At 72.3% G+C, this 16,418-nt stretch carries 14 protein-coding genes; 1 reads left to right on the top strand and 13 read right to left on the bottom strand.

The features are described from left to right. Positions 1-69: 69 nt before the first annotated feature. The 7 genes from BLT76_RS10125 to trpC form a co-directional block, all read right to left on the bottom strand. Positions 70-1,539: a glutamate synthase subunit beta gene (locus BLT76_RS10125; protein ID WP_090854758.1), complete on the bottom strand. Its 1,470-nt coding sequence runs from the start codon at positions 1,537-1,539 to the stop codon at positions 70-72. After that, the gene (gene gltB / locus BLT76_RS10120) at positions 1,532-6,076 is read right to left on the bottom strand and encodes a glutamate synthase large subunit (protein ID WP_090854755.1); all 4,545 of its coding nucleotides are present in this window, start codon (positions 6,074-6,076) and stop codon (positions 1,532-1,534) included. Before gltB ends, BLT76_RS10125 begins: the two co-directional genes overlap by 8 nt. Positions 6,077-6,247: 171 nt before the next feature. Then, complete coding sequence (lgt, locus tag BLT76_RS10115; protein ID WP_090854753.1) at positions 6,248-7,168, bottom strand: prolipoprotein diacylglyceryl transferase; 921 nt, start codon at positions 7,166-7,168, stop codon at positions 6,248-6,250. A gap of 1 nt (position 7,169) precedes the next feature. Continuing rightward, positions 7,170-7,772 (bottom strand): SCO family protein, encoded by a 603-nt coding sequence (locus BLT76_RS10110; protein WP_090854751.1) that lies wholly within the window; start codon positions 7,770-7,772, stop codon positions 7,170-7,172. After that, positions 7,765-8,562 carry a tryptophan synthase subunit alpha gene (gene trpA, locus BLT76_RS10105; protein ID WP_090854748.1) on the bottom strand — a complete coding sequence of 266 codons (798 nt, stop codon included), beginning with the start codon at positions 8,560-8,562 and terminating at the stop codon, positions 7,765-7,767. The genes BLT76_RS10110 and trpA overlap by 8 nt, the downstream gene beginning before the upstream one ends. Next, entirely contained in the window at positions 8,559-9,827 is a 1,269-nt protein-coding gene (trpB, locus tag BLT76_RS10100) for a tryptophan synthase subunit beta (protein WP_090854746.1), read from the bottom strand. The genes trpA and trpB overlap by 4 nt, the downstream gene beginning before the upstream one ends. Next, positions 9,824-10,606, bottom strand: coding sequence for an indole-3-glycerol phosphate synthase TrpC (gene trpC, locus BLT76_RS10095; RefSeq protein WP_090854742.1), 783 nt, complete (start codon positions 10,604-10,606; stop codon positions 9,824-9,826). Before trpC ends, trpB begins: the two co-directional genes overlap by 4 nt. Positions 10,607-10,751: 145 nt before the next feature. On the opposite strand from trpC, the gene BLT76_RS10090 reads away from it, so the two are divergent. After that, positions 10,752-11,063, top strand: a complete 312-nt coding sequence (locus BLT76_RS10090; RefSeq protein ID WP_090854739.1) for a DUF4190 domain-containing protein — start codon at positions 10,752-10,754, stop codon at positions 11,061-11,063. A gap of 30 nt (positions 11,064-11,093) precedes the next feature. On the opposite strand, the gene BLT76_RS10085 is transcribed toward BLT76_RS10090, so the two are convergent. From BLT76_RS10085 to BLT76_RS10060, 6 genes are read right to left on the bottom strand one after another with little or no spacing between them, the layout of a single operon-like run. Then, complete coding sequence (locus BLT76_RS10085; protein ID WP_211752855.1) at positions 11,094-11,525, bottom strand: DUF2752 domain-containing protein; 432 nt, start codon at positions 11,523-11,525, stop codon at positions 11,094-11,096. 7 nt (positions 11,526-11,532) lie between these two features. Continuing rightward, positions 11,533-11,733, bottom strand: a complete 201-nt coding sequence (locus tag BLT76_RS10080) for an HGxxPAAW family protein (RefSeq protein WP_090854736.1) — start codon at positions 11,731-11,733, stop codon at positions 11,533-11,535. A gap of 44 nt (positions 11,734-11,777) precedes the next feature. Next, entirely contained in the window at positions 11,778-12,401 is a 624-nt protein-coding gene (locus BLT76_RS10075) for a Trp biosynthesis-associated membrane protein (RefSeq protein ID WP_170867005.1), read from the bottom strand. Beyond that, entirely contained in the window at positions 12,398-12,733 is a 336-nt protein-coding gene (hisI, locus tag BLT76_RS10070; RefSeq protein ID WP_090854730.1) for a phosphoribosyl-AMP cyclohydrolase, read from the bottom strand. Before hisI ends, BLT76_RS10075 begins: the two co-directional genes overlap by 4 nt. A gap of 4 nt (positions 12,734-12,737) precedes the next feature. After that, on the bottom strand, positions 12,738-14,537 hold the full coding sequence (locus BLT76_RS10065; protein ID WP_090854727.1) for an ABC transporter ATP-binding protein: 1,800 nt from the start codon (positions 14,535-14,537) through the stop codon (positions 12,738-12,740). Then, complete coding sequence (locus BLT76_RS10060) at positions 14,534-16,330, bottom strand: ABC transporter ATP-binding protein (RefSeq protein WP_090855590.1); 1,797 nt, start codon at positions 16,328-16,330, stop codon at positions 14,534-14,536. Before BLT76_RS10060 ends, BLT76_RS10065 begins: the two co-directional genes overlap by 4 nt. Positions 16,331-16,418 lie beyond the last annotated feature (88 nt).

Here is a 16,418-nt window from a genome sequence, read left to right as displayed (position 1 = left end):
GAGAAGAGTCTACCGTGACTTTGATCGTTCAAAGACCGAACCCCCGGCCCGACCGGTGTTGTTCGCCGTTCAGACCACCAGCGGACGGTCGGTGGGCTTGATCGGCGCGGGCAGCGTGGTCGACCCGGTCAGGAACCGGTCGACGTTGGCGGCCGCGGCGCGACCCTCCGCGATGGCCCAGACGATGAGCGACTGGCCGCGACCGGCGTCGCCGGCGACGAAGACGCCCGGCACCGACGAGGCGTACGACCCGTCGCGCGCGACGTTGCCGCGCTCGTCGAGCTCCACCCCGAGCTGGTCGACCAGGCCGTCCTTCTCCGGACCGACGAAGCCCATCGCGAAGAGGACCAGGTCCGCCGGGATCTCCCGCTCCGTGCCCTCGACCTCGGTGAGCTTCCCGCCCTCGAAGAAGACGTCGACGAGCTTGAGCGCGCGCACGCGGCCCTCGTCGTCGCCGATGAACTCCTTGGTGGAGACGGCGTACACCCGCTCCCCCGCCTCCTCGTGGGCCGAGGAGACCTTGAAGGTCATCGGGTACGTCGGCCACGGCTGGCCGGCCGGTCGCGCCTGAGGCGGCTCGGGCATGATCTCCAGCTGGGTGATCGACGCCGCGCCGTGCCGGGTGGAGGTGCCGAGGCAGTCCGCGCCGGTGTCGCCGCCGCCAATGATGACGACGTGCTTGTCGGTGGCCAGGATCTGGCCCTCGACCTCCTCGCCGAGCGCGGCCCGGTTGGCCTGCGGCAGGAACTCCATCGCCTGGTGGAGGCCGGCGAGCTCCTTGCCGGGCACGTCCAGCCCGCGCGGGATCGTCGAGCCCATGGCGAGCACGACGGCGTCGTACCGCTCCCGGAGCCGCTCGGCGGTGAGGTCGCCCTCGCCGACGGTGACGCCGGCCCGGAAGACCGTGCCCTCGCGGCGCATCTGCTCGAGGCGCTTGTCGAGGTGCTTCTTCTCCATCTTGAACTCGGGGATGCCGTAGCGCAGCAGGCCGCCGACCTTGTCGGCCCGCTCGTAGACCGCCACCGTGTGACCGGCGCGGGTGAGCTGCTGGGCGGCGGCGAGACCGGCCGGGCCGGAGCCGACGACGGCGACCGTGCGGCCCGAGAGCCACTCCGGCGGCTGGGGCCGGACGAAGCCGGACTCCCACGCCTTGTCGATGATCGAGACCTCGACGTTCTTGATCGTCACCGGGTCCTGGTTGATGCCCAGGACGCAGGCGGTCTCGCACGGGGCCGGGCACAGCCGACCCGTGAACTCCGGGAAGTTGTTCGTCGCGTGCAGGCGCTCGATGGCGCCCTCCCAGTCATCGCGCCAGACCAGGTCGTTCCACTCCGGGATGATGTTCCCGAGCGGGCAGCCCTGGTGGCAGAACGGGATGCCGCAGTCCATGCAGCGGCCGGCCTGCTTGCTGATGATCGGCAGCAGGGCGCGGCCGATGCCGCCCGGGTAGACCTCGTCCCAGTCCTGGACCCGCTCGTCGACGGGCCGGCGCGAGGCGACCTCGCGGCCCTCCTTCAAGAAACCCTTCGGGTCAGCCATTGAGGGCTCCCATCATCGCGTTCGCAATCTCGTCCTCGCCCAGGCCCTCGGCCTCGGCCTTGGCCTTGGCCTCCAGCACCAGGCGGTAGTCGCGCGGCATCACCTCGGTGAAGCGGGTGAGCGCGTTCTCCCAGTCGGCCAGCAGCTCCGCCGCGATCTCGGAGCCGGTCTCCTCGGCGTGCGCGCGGACGAGCTCCTCGAGCTCCACCGCGGCCTCGCCGACGACCGGACCGAGCTCGACGAGCTCCTTGTTGACCCGGAACTCCTTGAGGTCCAGGACCCAGGCGATGCCGCCCGACATGCCGGCCGCGAAGTTGCGGCCGGTCTTGCCGAGCACGACCACCCGACCGCCGGTCATGTACTCGCAGGCGTGGTCGCCCACGCCCTCGGTGACCGTCCAGGCACCGGAGTTGCGGACGGCGAACCGCTCGCCGACCCCGCCGCGGATCAGGATCCGGCCCGAGGTGGCGCCGTACGCGATGGTGTTGCCGGCGATGATCTGCTCGTGCGACTTGAACGTCGCCGCCCGGTCGGGCCGGATCACGATCCGACCGCCGGAGAGGCCCTTGCCGACGTAGTCGTTGGCGTCGCCCTCGAGGCGCAGCGTGACGCCCTGCGGCACGAACGCGCCGAAGGACTGGCCCGCCGAGCCGGTGAAGGTGATGTCGATGGTGCCCTCGGGGAGACCCTCGCCGCCGTACCGCTTGGTGACCTCGTGGCCGAGGATCGTGCCGACGGTGCGGTGGACGTTGCGGATCTCCACCTGCGCCCGGACCGGCTCCTTGCTCTCGAGGGCAGGCGCGGCGAGCGGCACCAGGGTGGTGACGTCGAGCGACTTCTCGAGGCCGTGGTCCTGGCCCGTGGTGTTGCGCAGCGCCGCCCCCTCGGGCAGCTCGGGCTGGTGGAAGATCGGGGTCAGGTCGAGCCCGGCCGCCTTCCAGTGCTCGATCGCCCGTGCCGTGTCGAGCGCGCCGACCTGGCCGACCGCCTCCTCGATCGAGCGGAAGCCCAGCGCCGCGAGGTGCTCACGGACCTCCTGGGCGATGTACTCGAAGAAGTTGACGACGTACTCGGCCTTGCCGGAGTAGCGCTCGCGCAGGACCGGGTTCTGCGTCGCGACGCCCACCGGGCAGGTGTCGAGGTGGCAGACCCGCATCATGATGCAACCGGAGACCACCAGCGGGGCGGTCGCGAAGCCGAACTCCTCGGCACCCAGCAGGGCGGCGATGACGACGTCGCGACCGGTCTTCAGCTGGCCGTCGGCCTGGACCACGATCCGGTCGCGCAGCCCGTTGAGCAGCAGGGTCTGCTGGGTCTCGGCCAGGCCGAGCTCCCAGGGACCGCCCGCGTGCTTCAGCGAGGTGAGCGGGGACGCACCCGTGCCGCCGTCGTGGCCGGAGATGAGCACCACGTCGGCGTGCGCCTTCGAGACGCCCGTCGCGACCGTGCCGACGCCGACCTCGGAGACCAGCTTCACGTAGACGCGGGCCGAGGGGTTGGCGTTCTTCAGGTCGTGGATCAGCTGCGCCAGGTCCTCGATCGAGTAGATGTCGTGGTGCGGCGGCGGGCTGATCAGGCCGACGCCCGGCGTGGAGTGCCGGGTCTTGGCCACCCACGGGTAGACCTTGTGGCCGGGCAGCTGGCCGCCCTCGCCGGGCTTCGCGCCCTGCGCCATCTTGATCTGGATGTCGTCGGCGTTGGTGAGGTAGTCGGACGTGACGCCGAACCGCCCGCTCGCGACCTGCTTGATCGAGCTGCGGCGCTCGGGGTCGTAGAGCCGCTCGACGTCCTCGCCACCCTCACCGGTGTTGGACTTCGCGCCCAGCCGGTTCATGGCGATGGCCAGGGTCTCGTGCGCCTCCTGGCTGATCGAGCCGTACGACATCGCGCCGGTCGAGAACCGCTTGACGATCGCCGAGACCGGCTCGACCTCGTCGATGTCGATCGGCTGGCGGCCGCCCTCCTCGGCGTCCTTGAACCGGAACAGCCCGCGCAGGGTCATCAGCCGGTCGGCCTGCTCGTCGACGCGCGAGGTGTACTGCTTGAAGACGTCGTAGCGACCGGCACGCGTGGCGTGCTGGAGGCGGAAGACGGTCTCGGGGTCGAAGAGGTGCGGCTCGCCCTCACGGCGCCACTGGTACTCGCCGCCGATCTCGAGCTCGCGGTGGGCGGGCAGGATGCCGCCGCGCGGGTACGCCGTGGCGTGCCGGCGGGCGACCTCCTCGGCGATGGTGTCGATCCCGATGCCGCCGAGCTTCGACGTGGTGCCGGTGAAGTAGCGGTCGACGACCGACGAGGACAGCCCGAGCGCCTCGAAGATCTGGGCCCCGGTGTACGACGCCACCGTCGAGACACCCATCTTCGACATCACCTTCAGCACGCCCTTGCCGAGCGCCTTGATGAGGTTCTTGACCGCGACCTCGGGGTCGGTCGTGACGTAGTGGCCCTCGCGGGCCAGGTCCTCGACGGATTCCATGGCGAGGTAGGGGTTAACCGCGGCCGCGCCGTACCCGACGAGGAGCGCGACGTGGTGCACCTCGCGGACGTCGCCGGCCTCGATGATCAGGCCGACCTGGGTGCGGGTCTTCTCGCGGACCAGGTGGTGGTGGACCGCGCCGGTGAGCAGCAGCGACGGGATCGGCGCCAGCTCGGCGGTGGAGTGCCGGTCGGAGAGCACGATGATCCGCGCGCCGCCGGCGATCGCGGCGCTGACCTCGGAGCAGATCTCCTCGATCCGCGCCGTCATCGCAGCGCCGCCGCCCTCGACGTCGTAGAGACCACGCGACACGTGGCTGATGAAGCCGGGAGCGTCGCCGTCGCGGTTGATGTGCCGGATCTTGGCCAGGTCGTCGTTGGAGATGACCGGGAAGGGCAGCACGACCTGGCGGCACGAGGCGGGCGTCGGCTCCAGGAGGTTGGCCTCCGGGCCGATGGTGCCGTTCAGCGAGGTGACGAGCTCCTCGCGGATCGCGTCGAGCGGCGGGTTGGTGACCTGCGCGAACAGCTGCGCGAAGTAGTCGAACAGCAGCCGCGGCTTGGCGCTCAGGGCCGCGATGGGCGAGTCGGTGCCCATCGAGCCGAGCGGCTCGCCCCCGGTGTTGGCCATCGGGGTGAGCAGGATCCGCAGCTCCTCCTCGGTGTAGCCGAAGACCTGCTGACGACGAGTCACCGACGCGTGGGTGTGCACGATGTGCTCACGGTCGGGGATGTCGTTGAGGTGGATCAGGCCGGCGTGCAGCCACTCGTCGTACGGGTGCTCCGCGGCGAGGCCGGACTTGACCTCCTCGTCCTCGATGATCCGGTGCTCGTCGGTGTCGACGAGGAACATCCGGCCCGGCTGGAGGCGGCCCTTGCGGACGACCGTGGCCGGGTCGAGGTCGAGCACGCCGACCTCGGAGGCCAGCACGACGAGGCCGTCGTCGGTGACCCAGTAGCGCGAGGGGCGCAGACCGTTGCGGTCGAGGACCGCACCGATCTGGGAGCCGTCGGTGAAGACCACCGCGGCCGGACCGTCCCACGGCTCCATCAGCGCGGAGTGGAACTCGTAGAAGGCACGCCGCTTGGCGTCCATCTCGCCGTGGTTCTCCCACGCCTCGGGGATCATCATCAGCACCGAGTGCGGCAGCGAGCGACCGCCCATGTGGAGCAGCTCGAGGACCTCGTCGAAGGACGCGGAGTCCGACGCACCGGGGGTGCAGATCGGGTACAGCCGGTCCAGGTCGCCCGGGATCAGGTCGGAGTCGAGCAGCGCCTCGCGGGCCCGCATCCAGTTGCGGTTGCCCATCACCGTGTTGATCTCGCCGTTGTGGGCGATGAACCGGAACGGGTGGGACAGCGGCCAGCTCGGGAAGGTGTTCGTCGAGAACCGCGAGTGGACGACGGCGAGGGCCGAGGCCACCCGCTCGTCGACCAGGTCAGGGAAGAAGTTGTCGAGCTGGTCGGTCGTCAGCATGCCCTTGTAGGCCATGGTGCGCGACGACAGCGACGGGAAGTAGACGTCGGTCTCGCGCTCCGCGCGCTTGCGCAGGCAGAAGGCCAGCCGCTCCAGGGCCATGCCCGTGACGCGCTGACCGGCGCCGGCCACGAACAGCTGGACAAACGTCGGCATCACGCCGAGCGCGGTCTTGCCGAGGATGTCGGGGTTGACCGGGACGTCGCGCCAGCCGAGGACCGCGAGGCCCTCCTCGGTCGCGATCTCCTCGATGCGGGCGCGGGTCGAGGCGACCTCGTCGGCGTTCCCGGGGAGGAACGCGGTGCCGACGGCGTACGCGCCGGCGGCCGGCAGGTCGAAGCCCGCGACGGCCCGGAGGAAGGCGTCGGGGACCTGCATCAGGATGCCCGCGCCGTCGCCCGAGTTGGGCTCGGCCCCCGCAGCACCACGGTGCTCGAGGTTGCGCAGGGCGGTGAGGGCCTTCGCCACGATGTCGTGACTGGCCACGCCGGTCAGGGTCGCCACGAAGGCCACGCCACACGCATCGCGCTCGTGGCGGGGGTCGTAGAGCCCTTGGGGCGGCGGGAACGCGTGCTGGTATGGCACGGATCCTCCCGTCGTCGTCAGCGCCGGAGGTGGCTCGCGGGGAGTCCCCTGGCCGGCGGAATCGGCAATGCAGTTGGGATCTGGCAGATCGTGATCTGGACCCAGATCGGCAGGGGACGACACTGGCCCACGCGGAGGGGCTTAGGTTACCAGCACGTTGCGGCGCTCGTGCTACTCGCGATCGTCGGCGGACGTCCTGGGGACGTCGCGAGGCTCCTCGACCGGCTCGTCGACCGGCTCCTCGACGGGCTCGGCGGCGGGCTCGTCGTAGACCTGCTCCTCGCGGCCGGGGTGCGCCCGGAGGCTCCAGACGAAGTACGCCGCGGCCAGCACGAAGAGCACGATCGAGGTCCACACGTTGAAGCGCAGGCCGCCGACGTCGGAGAGCTCGACGTTGTCGATGCGCAGCATCTCGATCCAGCCGCGGCCCAGGGTGTAGGCCATGACGTAGAGCGCGAGCACCCGGCCGTGGCCGAGGCGGAAGCGCCGGTCGGCCCAGACGATGAGCGCGAAGGCGGCCAGGCACCACAGGCACTCGTAGAGGAACGTGGGGTGGAAGGTGGTGCCGGCGGCGTAGCCGGCATCGCGGGCGGTGTCGTCGCTGACCTCGAGGGCCCAGGGCAGGTCGGTCGGCTTGCCGAACAGCTCCTGGTTGAACCAGTTGCCCCAGCGGCCGAGCGCCTGGGCGACCAGGACGCCGGGCGCGAGCGCGTCGAGGACGGGCAGCAGCCGGATCCCCTTGACCTTGGCGCCGACGATGATGCCCAGCGCGCCCGCGGCGATGCCGCCCCACACGCCGAGGCCGCCCTCCCAGACGTAGAGCGCGCGCCACGGGGTGCGGCCCTCGCCGAAGTAGAGGCCGTGGTCGGTGGCGACGTGGTAGATCCGGGCGCCGACGATGCCGAAGGGCACCGCCCAGATGGCCAGGTCCTGCACCTCCCCCGCCTTGCCGCCCCGCGCGATCCAGCGACGCTCGCCGATCCAGATGGCGGCGACGATGCCGAGGATGATCGCCAGCGCGTAGCCGCGCAGCGGGACCGGACCGAGGTTCCAGACCCCGGAGTCGGGGCTCGGGATGGCCAGGATCGTCATGTCAGTCGTCTCCCAGGAGCATCTCGATGTCCGCGGCGTACTCCGCCGAGGAGGTGTCCTGGCCCCAGTAGACCGGGACCTCCCCCGAGCCGTCGAGGGCCAGCACCTGGGTGCCGTGCCCGCCGAGCTCCTCGTCGGTCAGCGGCTTGCCCTCCTCGCCCTCCACGACGTAGATGCCCACGGTCTTGCCGAGCTCGGCCACGGTCGTGATGTCGCCGGTCAGCCCGACGAACGACGGGTCGTAGCGGTCGAGGTAGCGGCGCAGCACCGGCGCGGTGTCGCGGGTCGGGTCGGTGCTGACGAAGGTCATCCCGACCTGCTTGCGGTCCGCGTCCGAGAGCCGGGTGAGCGCCGAGGCGATCGTCTGCATCGTCGCCGGGCAGATGTCCGGGCAGTGCGTGTAGCCGAAGAAGACCAGGGTGAGCCGGGCGTCGGCCCCGTCGGCCAGCGAGACGGGCTCGCCGTCGGTGTCGGTCAGCTGCTGCGCGCCGATCTCGAACGGCCGGTCAGGTACGACGGTCGCGCTCAGCTCGCCCTCGGGCGTGTCGCTGCCGCAGCCGACGAGCAGGAGCAGGCTCGCCAGCAGGATGCCTGCCCTACGCACGTCGGACGCCGCCCGCGAGGTCCTCGGTGAGCGCGGCGAGGGCGCGCAGGCCCGCCGCCCGGTCGTCCGCGTGGTCGAGCAGGGTGCGCACGAAGGCCGAGCCGACGATCACGCCGTCGGCGTACGCGGCGATCTCGGCCGCCTGGTCGCCGTTGCTGACCCCGAGACCGACGCCGACCGGCAGATCGGTGGCGGCCTTGGTCCGCGCGACGAGCGGTCCCGCGAGGTCGCTGGTCGAGGTCCGGGCACCGGTCACGCCCATCACCGCGGTGGCGTAGACGAAGCCGCGGCAGGCGGCCGTGGTCATCGCGATCCGCTCCTCGGTCGACGAGGGCGCGACCAGGAAGACCTTGTCGAGCTCGTGGGCGTCGGCGGCGGCGATCCACTCGGGCGCGAAGTCGGGGGTCAGGTCGGGCGTGATCAGGCCCGCTCCCCCGGCGCCGGCCAGGTCGGCCGCGAACCGCTCGACGCCGTACTTCTCGACGGGGTTCCAATAGGTCATCACGAGGGTGGGGGTGCCGGTGGCCGCGACCGCCTCGACCGTGCGGAGCACGTCGGCGGTGCGGACGCCGCCCTCCAGGGCGGCCTGCGCCGCCGCCTGGATGGTCGGGCCGTCCATGACCGGGTCGCTGTAGGGCAGGCCGATCTCGATGACGTCGCAGCCGGCGTCGACGAGCACCTTCAGCGCGTCGATGCCGCCCCGGACGTCGGGGTAGCCGGCCGGCAGGTAGCCGACGAGCGCGGCGCGGCCGTCGACCCTGGCCTTCTCGAACGCAGTGGCAGTCGTCATCCGACCGGGTCCTCCGTCACCTTCTCGGGGTCGCCCAGGCCGAAGTACTCGATGGCGGTGCCCATGTCCTTGTCGCCGCGGCCGCTGAGGTTGATCAGCACGGTGGCCTCCGGCCCCTTCTCGGCGGCCAACTGCTCGGCCACCTTCAGCGCGCCGGCGACCGCGTGCGCGGACTCGATGGCCGGGATGATCCCCTCGGTGCGGCTCAGCAGCGCGAGCGCCTGCATCGCCTCGTCGTCGGTGACGGGGAGGTACGACGCCCGCCCGGTCGCCGCGAGGTGGGCGTGCTGCGGGCCGACGCCGGGGTAGTCGAGGCCGGCGGAGATCGAGTGGGACTCGACGGTCTGGCCGTCCTCGTCCTGGAGCACGTAGGTCCGCGCGCCGTGCAGCACGCCCCGGTCCCCGGCCCAGATGGTCGCCGCGTGGCGGGGCGTGTCGACGCCGTCGCCGCCCGGCTCGAAGCCGTAGATCGCCACGTCGGCGTCGTCGAGGAAGGCCGTGAACAGGCCGATCGCGTTGGATCCGCCACCGACGCACGCGGCGATCGCGTCGGGCAGCACGCCGTACCGCTCCAGGCATTGGGCGCGGGCCTCGTCGCCGATGCCGCGGGTGAAGTCGCGGACCAGGCTCGGGAACGGGTGCGGACCGGCCGCCGTGCCGAAGAGGTAGGCCGTGTGGTCGACGCTGGCCACCCAGTCGCGCATCGCCTCGTTGATCGCGTCCTTCAGCGTCGCGCTGCCGGAGTCGACCGGGACGACCTTGGCGCCGAGCAGGTTCATCCGGGCCACGTTGAGCGCCTGGCGGCGGGTGTCGACCGAGCCCATGTAGACGGTGCAGTCGAGTCCGAAGTACGCCGCGGCCGTGGCACTGGCGACGCCGTGCTGGCCGGCGCCGGTCTCGGCGATCACCCGGGTCTTGCCCATCCGCTTGGTGAGCAGGGCCTGGCCGAGCACGTTGCGGATCTTGTGGGCGCCGGTGTGGTTGAGGTCCTCGCGCTTGAGCAGGACCCGGCAGCCGACCCGGTCGCTGAGCCGCTGGGCGTGGAAGAGCGGGCTCGGGAGGCCGGCGTACTCGCGCAGGATGGTGTCGAAGTCGTGGACGAAGGCCGGGTCGGCCATCGCGTCCTGCCAGGCGACCGTGAGCTCGTCGAGGGCGGCGATCAAAGCCTCGGGCATGAAGCGGCCACCGAACCCCTCTCCGGCGCCTCCGAACCAGCCCTGCTCGTCCGCGTCGTACGACGTCGTCCGCTGCACCTCGGTGGTCATGCTTCCACTCCCGTCATGGCGGCCACCGCTGCGCGGGGGTCGCCGTCTTTCACGAGCGCCTCGCCGACGAGCACCGCGCGGGCACCCTGGGCGACGAAGCGCTTGACGTCCTGCTCCGAGAAGATCCCGGACTCCGCCACCTTGACGCGGTCGTCCGGCACCAGCGGCGCGAGGCGGCCGAAGGCGTCGGTATCGATCTCGAGCGTCTTGAGGTTGCGGGCGTTGATGCCGACCAGCTCGGCCCCGAGGGCCACGGCCCGCTCGGTCTCGGCCTCGTCGTGGGCCTCGACCAGCACGGTCAGGTCCAGCTGGCGGGCCTCGTCGTAGAGCCGGCGCAACTCGTCGTCGTCGAGCGCGGCGACGATCAGGAGCGCCAGGTCGGCACCGGCGGCGCGGGCCTCGACGAGCTGGTAGCTGGTCACGATGAAGTCCTTGCGCAGCACGGGGACGTCGACCGCGGCCCGGACGGCGCGCAGGTCGTCGAGGCTGCCCCCGAAGCGGCGCTGCTCGGTGAGCACGCTGATCGCGGCCGCGCCGCCGGCGGCGTACTGCGCGGCGAGGGCGGCGGGGTCGGGGATGTCGGCGAGCGCGCCCTTGCTGGGGCTCTTGCGCTTGACCTCGGCGATCACGCTCGAGCCCGGCGCCCGGAGGTGGGGCATCGGGTCGAGGGCCGGTGGCGCGTCGGCCAGGGCGGCCCGCAGGTCGGCCAGCGGGACGGCCGCCTCGCGCTCCGCGAGGTCGGCCCGGACCCCGGCGACGATGTCGTCGAGCACGGACATGCGAGAGCCTCCGGAACAGCGGGCGGGGTGGACCCGTCCAGTCTCTCACCCGGGCCATGCGTGAGGTTTGGCCGGGCCGCAGGACGGTACGTTCCCCCCAGCCGACCGGGTCCGTGCCGGTCCACTCCGACGAAGGGTCTCCCCCGTGAGCTACTCCGCACCGCCGCCTCCGCCTCCCGAGTACGGCGCTCCGCAGCCGCCCTACGGCGGCGCTCCGCAGAACCACCCCCGCGGCACCCTGATCCTCGTGCTCGGCATCCTGAGCCTGGTCTGCTGCGGTCTGTTCACCGGCATCCCGGCCTTCATCATGGGCCGCTCGGCGCTCGCCGAGATCGACGCCAACCCGGTGCCGACCGCGAACCGCGGCCTCATCAAGGCCGGCTACATCTGCGGCATCATCGGCACCGTGCTCTCGATCGTGGGCCTCATCGTCCGCCTCACCCTGCTCGGCAACTGAACCGTTCCCTGGCGCCCTGGCCCTCCGGGGTCAGGGCGCCAGCCAGTGCCCGACCGCCAGGTTGCGCAGCACGGTGAACGCCGCAAGACCGGCCAGCAGGACGAAGACGATGTGCTGACGACGCTGCCAGTCGATCTGGACCGTCGTGCCGCGCCAGCGTCGTACCGTCCAGAGCGCGAGCGCGGCCACGATGAACGGCAGCGCGACGACGAAGGCCAGGTTGCTCGACGCGGCCGCGGCGACGTCGAGGTTCGTCAGGTCGTTGACCGCGCGTAGACCGCCGCAGCCGGGACAGGCGAAGCCCAGGGCCGCGGTCGGGCACTGACCCCACGACCCGCTCGAGTGGGGGTCGCGCAGGTGCAGCGCGAGCGTGGCGGCGGCGAGTCCGCCGAGGGTGAGCACCGGCGCGACCATCCGCTGCCGCCGCGTCTGCGGCGGAGGCGGGGCGAGCTGCTGGCTCACCGCTCGCTCAGTGGCTGGTGCCGTGCAGGCCCAGCTTGTCCATGATCACGAAGACGACGCCGGCGGCGACGACCAGGCCGACGCCGACCCAGAAGACCACCCAACTGGCGGGGTCGAGCATCAGGGCGATGCCGCCGACCAGGAACCCGAGCAGCGCGATCACGACCGCGGTCCAGGCTGCGGGGGTGTTGCCGTGGTTGGCGCTCATCGGTGCTGGCTCCTCGGGGTGGGGCGGGTGTGTCGCGATGGAGTCTAGTGGTCGTCGTCGGGGTGGCGGTCGGTCGGGTCGTGCCCCTCGTCCAGGGCCTTCCACAGCTCGAGGTTGGACTGCTCCTCGGGCGCGGCGTCGGGACGGTCCTCGACCGCGCCCGCCGCGGGGGCGTCGTACCGCCGGCCCATCTCGGGCCACTGCGGCACCAGCCGGACGGCGAGTGCCGCGGCCGCGACCGAGACGAGCGAGGTGACCACGGCGACCCAGAACCAGACGGTCCGCCCGACGTCGGGCTCCAGGCCGGACTGCGCGAACGCGTCGCGGATGCCGTCGGCCGCCGGTCCCCAACCGACGAGGCTCGTCACCAGGAGGCCGAGTGCGGCCACCAGCGCGAGCACGGTCACGGCGCGGCGAACCCGACCTCGGGTCACGAGCACGACGCCCCAGCAGGCCAGGACCACCAGCGCGAGGGCGCCGGCGAGCGGGACCTCGCCCGCCGAGTCGGACAGCGAGTATCCGACCAGGGGCGCCTGGCCGGAGACCGCGCCGTCGCTGTCCCAGTCGACCCAGGCCTTGCTGCCGGCGACGGCGGCGAGCGCGCCGGCGCCCAGGCCGAGCAGGACCACCGGACCGAAGCTGCGCCGGGCGCGCGAGCGGGTGCTCACAGCAGGCGGTCGGCGTCGAAGCAGGTGCGGTCGCCGGTGTGGCAGGCGGCGCCCTCCTGGTCGACCTTGACCAGCAGGGTGTCGCCGTCGCAGTCGAGCCGGACCTCCTTGACCCACTGGACGTGGCCGGAGGTGTCGCCCTTGACCCAGTACTCGCTGCGCGAGCGGGACCAGTACGTCGCGCGTCCGGTGGTGAGCGTGCGCTGCAGGGCCTCGTCGTCCATCCAGCCGAGCATCAGCACCTCGCCGGTGTCGTGCTGCTGCACCACGGCGGGCACCAGCCCGTCGGCGGTGCGCTTGAGCCGGGCCGCGAGGGCGGCATCGAGAGACATGCCCTCAGTGTCCCATCTGAGCGGTCCACGAGGCGTGCAGCCCGGCGTACACGGAGTCCGCCTCGGCCGCGAGCACCGAGTGGTGCCCGCGCTGGACGACCCGGCCCCGGTCGACGACCACGACCTCGTCGGCGCTCTCGGCCGTGGAGAGCCGGTGGGCGATGGTGACCGAGGTGCGCCCGGACATCAGCCGCTCGAGAGCCCGGCCGATGCGCATCTCGAGCGCCGGGTCGACCGAGCTGGTCGCCTCGTCGAGGACCAGCAGGTCGGGGTCGGCGAGGTGGGCGCGCAGCAGCGCGACCAGCTGCCGCTCGCCCGCCGAGAGCGACTCGCCGCGCTGGCCCACTCGGGTCTCGAGGCCGCGCGGCAGGCCGGCGAGCCAGTCGCTCAGCCCGAGCTCCTCGGCGCTGGCCAGGATCTCGGCCTCGCTCGCCCCGAGCCGGCCGTACCGGACGTTCGCGGTCAGGGTGTCGTCGAACAGGAAGCCTTCCTGCGGCACCAGCACGACGCTGCGACGCAGGGAGGCCTGGCCGACCTCGCGGACGTCGATGCCGTCGAGCAGCACCGCACCCTCGGTCGGGTCCATCAGGCGGGTCAGCAGCTTCGCGAAGGTCGACTTGCCGGAGCCGGTCTCGCCGACGATCGCCACCCGGGTGCCGGCGGCGAGGTCGAGGGTGACCTCGCGCAGCACGGGCGGGCCGCCGGGGTAGGCGAAGGTCACGCCCTCGAACCGGACGTCGACCGGGCCGCGTGGCAGCTCGCGGCCCTCCGGGCCGGGGTCGACCAGGTCGGCGGGGGTGTCGAGGATGCCGATCACCCGCCGCCAGCCGGCGATCGCGTTCTGGGCGTCAGTGAGGATCTGGGTGCCCATCTGGACCGGGCCGACGAACAGGGTCACCAGGAAGGCGAAGGCCAGGACCTGGCCGGCCGTGATGTCGTCGGCACCCGGCACGACCCCCTGGCCCAGCCAGATGCCGACGATCAGCACGCCCGCGTTGGCCAGGCCGGCCGAGAGGCCGCCCAGCGAGAACGAGACCGCGGTGAACCCCTGGGCACGGGTGCTGGCCGCCTGATGGATGCCGATCGCCTCGTCGATCCGCCCCTGGGTGCGGGCCTCGACGGCGTACGACTTGACGACGGCGGCGCCCACCACGGGCTCGGAGATCGCCGAGAGCATCAGCCCGACCTGGCGGCGGACCACGCCGTACGCCGCGGAGAGCTTGCGCTGGAAGAACCGCAGCGAGGCGAACAGCGGCAGGAAGCAGACCCAGACGACGATCGTCAGCTGCCAGCTGTAGATCAGCATCACGACGGTCGCGACCAGCACCTGGCCGACGCTGACGATGAGCAGCAGGCCGCCGAAGACGAGGAACTGGCTGACCTGGTCGACGTCGCTGGTCACCCGCGAGACCAGCGCGCCGCGGCGCTCGGTGTTCTGGGTGAGCAGCGGGAGGTCGTGGACGTGGCGGAAGGCCTTGATGCGCAGCGTGGCCAGCCCGCGCTCGGAGGTGGTGAACAGCCGGCTCGTCATGGCGTACGACGCCCAGCTGGTGCCGACGATCGCCAGCGCCGCGAGCACGCCGGTCCAGACGGTGAACGACACGTCGGGCCCGCCGTCGGCGCCGAGCCCCTTGTCGAGGACCTGCTGGACGGCGACCGGGACGACCACCTGCCCCACGGAGGCCAGCACCGCGAGCAGCAGGGTGACCCTGATGCCCTCGACGAGCTCGGGCGAGTAGTGCACCCCGCGGCGCAGCGTGCGCAGCGCGGAGATGCTCTCGCCGGTGTCCATGACCGTGCTCATGCCTGCACCTCCCCGGCCAGCTCGTCGTGCTGCTCGTAGGCGTTGACCAGCCGGGCGTACGACGGGCTGCGCTCCAGCAGCTCGGCGTGCGTGCCTCGGTCGGCGACCCGGCCGTCCTCGAGGTGGACGACCTCGTCGGCCAGCCCGATGGTGGCCTTGCGGTAGGCGACGACGACCAGCGTCGCGTCGGAGTCACCCTCGCGGAGCGCCGCGAGGATGCGGGCCTCGACCTCCGGGTCGACCGCCGACGTGGCGTCGTCGAGGACCAGGAGCCGGGGCCGTCGCACCAGGGCCCGGGCCAGGGAGATGCGCTGGCGCTGACCACCGGACAGGGAGGTGCCGCGCTCGCCGAGCCGCGCGTCCAGTCCGCCGTCGAGGGCGGCGACGAAGCCGTCGGCCTGCGCCGCGCGCAGCGCCGCCCACACCGCCTCGTCGCCCACGTCGGCCCCGAGCGCGACGTTGCCGCGGACGGTGTCGTCGAAGAGGAAGGCCGCCTGCGGCACCACGCTGACCACCCGGGCCAGCTCTCCGGCGGCCAGGTCGCGCACGTCGGTCCCGTCGAGCAGGACCCGGCCCCGGTCGGGGTCGACCAGACGGGTCAGCAGGGTGGTCAGCGTGCTCTTGCCGGAGGCGGTGGCGCCCACGACGGCGACGGTGCGGCCGGGCTCGGCGGAGAAGGTCACGTCGGTCAGCAGCTCGCGGTCGGCCTCGTAGGCGTAGGCGAGGCCGTCGACGTCGAGTCGGGCGCCGCCGGCGGCCACGCCGACGGTGCGGTCGCCGTACGGCATCTCGCCGGTCTCGTCGAGCACCGAGCGCACCCGGCGGTAGCCGACCACGCTGCGCGGCAGCTCGCCGAGCAGCCAGCCGATCGAGCGGATCGGGAACGAGACGATGGTCAGGAGGTAGGCGACGGTGACCACGGCGCCCGCGTCGGTCTGGCCGTTCAGGACCCGCGAGACGCCGACGGCCAGGACGATCAGCACGCCGATGTTGGGCAGCGCGGCCAGGGCCGGGTCGAACGCGGCCCGGATCCGGCCGGCGCGGATGTTGACGTCGCGGAGCTCGCGGGCCTTGGCGGCGAAGCGGTCGGTCTCCTCGCCCTCGCGGCCGAGCGTCTTCACGACCAGGGCCCCGTCGAACGACTCGTGGGCGATCTCGCTGACCTCGGCGCGCAGCTGCTGGGCGCGGGTCATCCAGCCCTGCGCGAGGCGCTGGTAGGCGACGTTGGCCGCCATCACGGCCGGGAAGACCAGCAGCCCGACCAGGGCCAGCACCAGGTCGGCGACGAGCATCTGGACGACGGCGATCACCATCATGGCGACCGTGCCGACGGCCATCGGCAGCGGTGCGATCGGCCCCCAGGCGGCCTCGACGTCGGAGTTGGCGTTCGACAGCAGCTGGCCGGTGGGGTGGCGCTGGTGCCACTCCATCGGGAGGGCGAGGTACTGCCGCGTGACCGCGCGGCGGGTGTGGGCCTGCATGCGGTACTGCATGATCCCCGCGCCCAGGCGTCGCGCGACGATGCCGACGGCGCGCAGGATCGCGACGCCGACGAACAGCGCGAGCACGGCCAGCAGCATGTCGCCGCCGATCTCGCCGGTCTCGAACGCCGGCAGCACGACGTGGTCGGTCGACCAGCCGAGCACCCAGGCGTCGGCGACGGTCAGCGCGCCGAAGAGCAGGCTGCCGATCGTGGAGACCGTGAAGATCCACGGCTCCCGCTTGATGGCGACGAGGAGTACGGCGAACCCGGCGCCCGTCGACCCGCGCCCACTCGTCCGTTCGTCCGTCACCTGCGCCTGCACCCCGTCCTTCGCCCCGCCGCAACCCCGCGGGCCCGCCAATGTATTCCCGGCCGCCGACAGCGACCCAATCCCAGGA

The sequence above is a fragment of the Nocardioides lianchengensis genome, from assembly GCF_900101465.1.
Lineage (GTDB): Bacteria > Actinomycetota > Actinomycetes > Propionibacteriales > Nocardioidaceae > Nocardioides > Nocardioides lianchengensis.
This window is presented reverse-complemented; position numbering and strand designations above follow the sequence as displayed.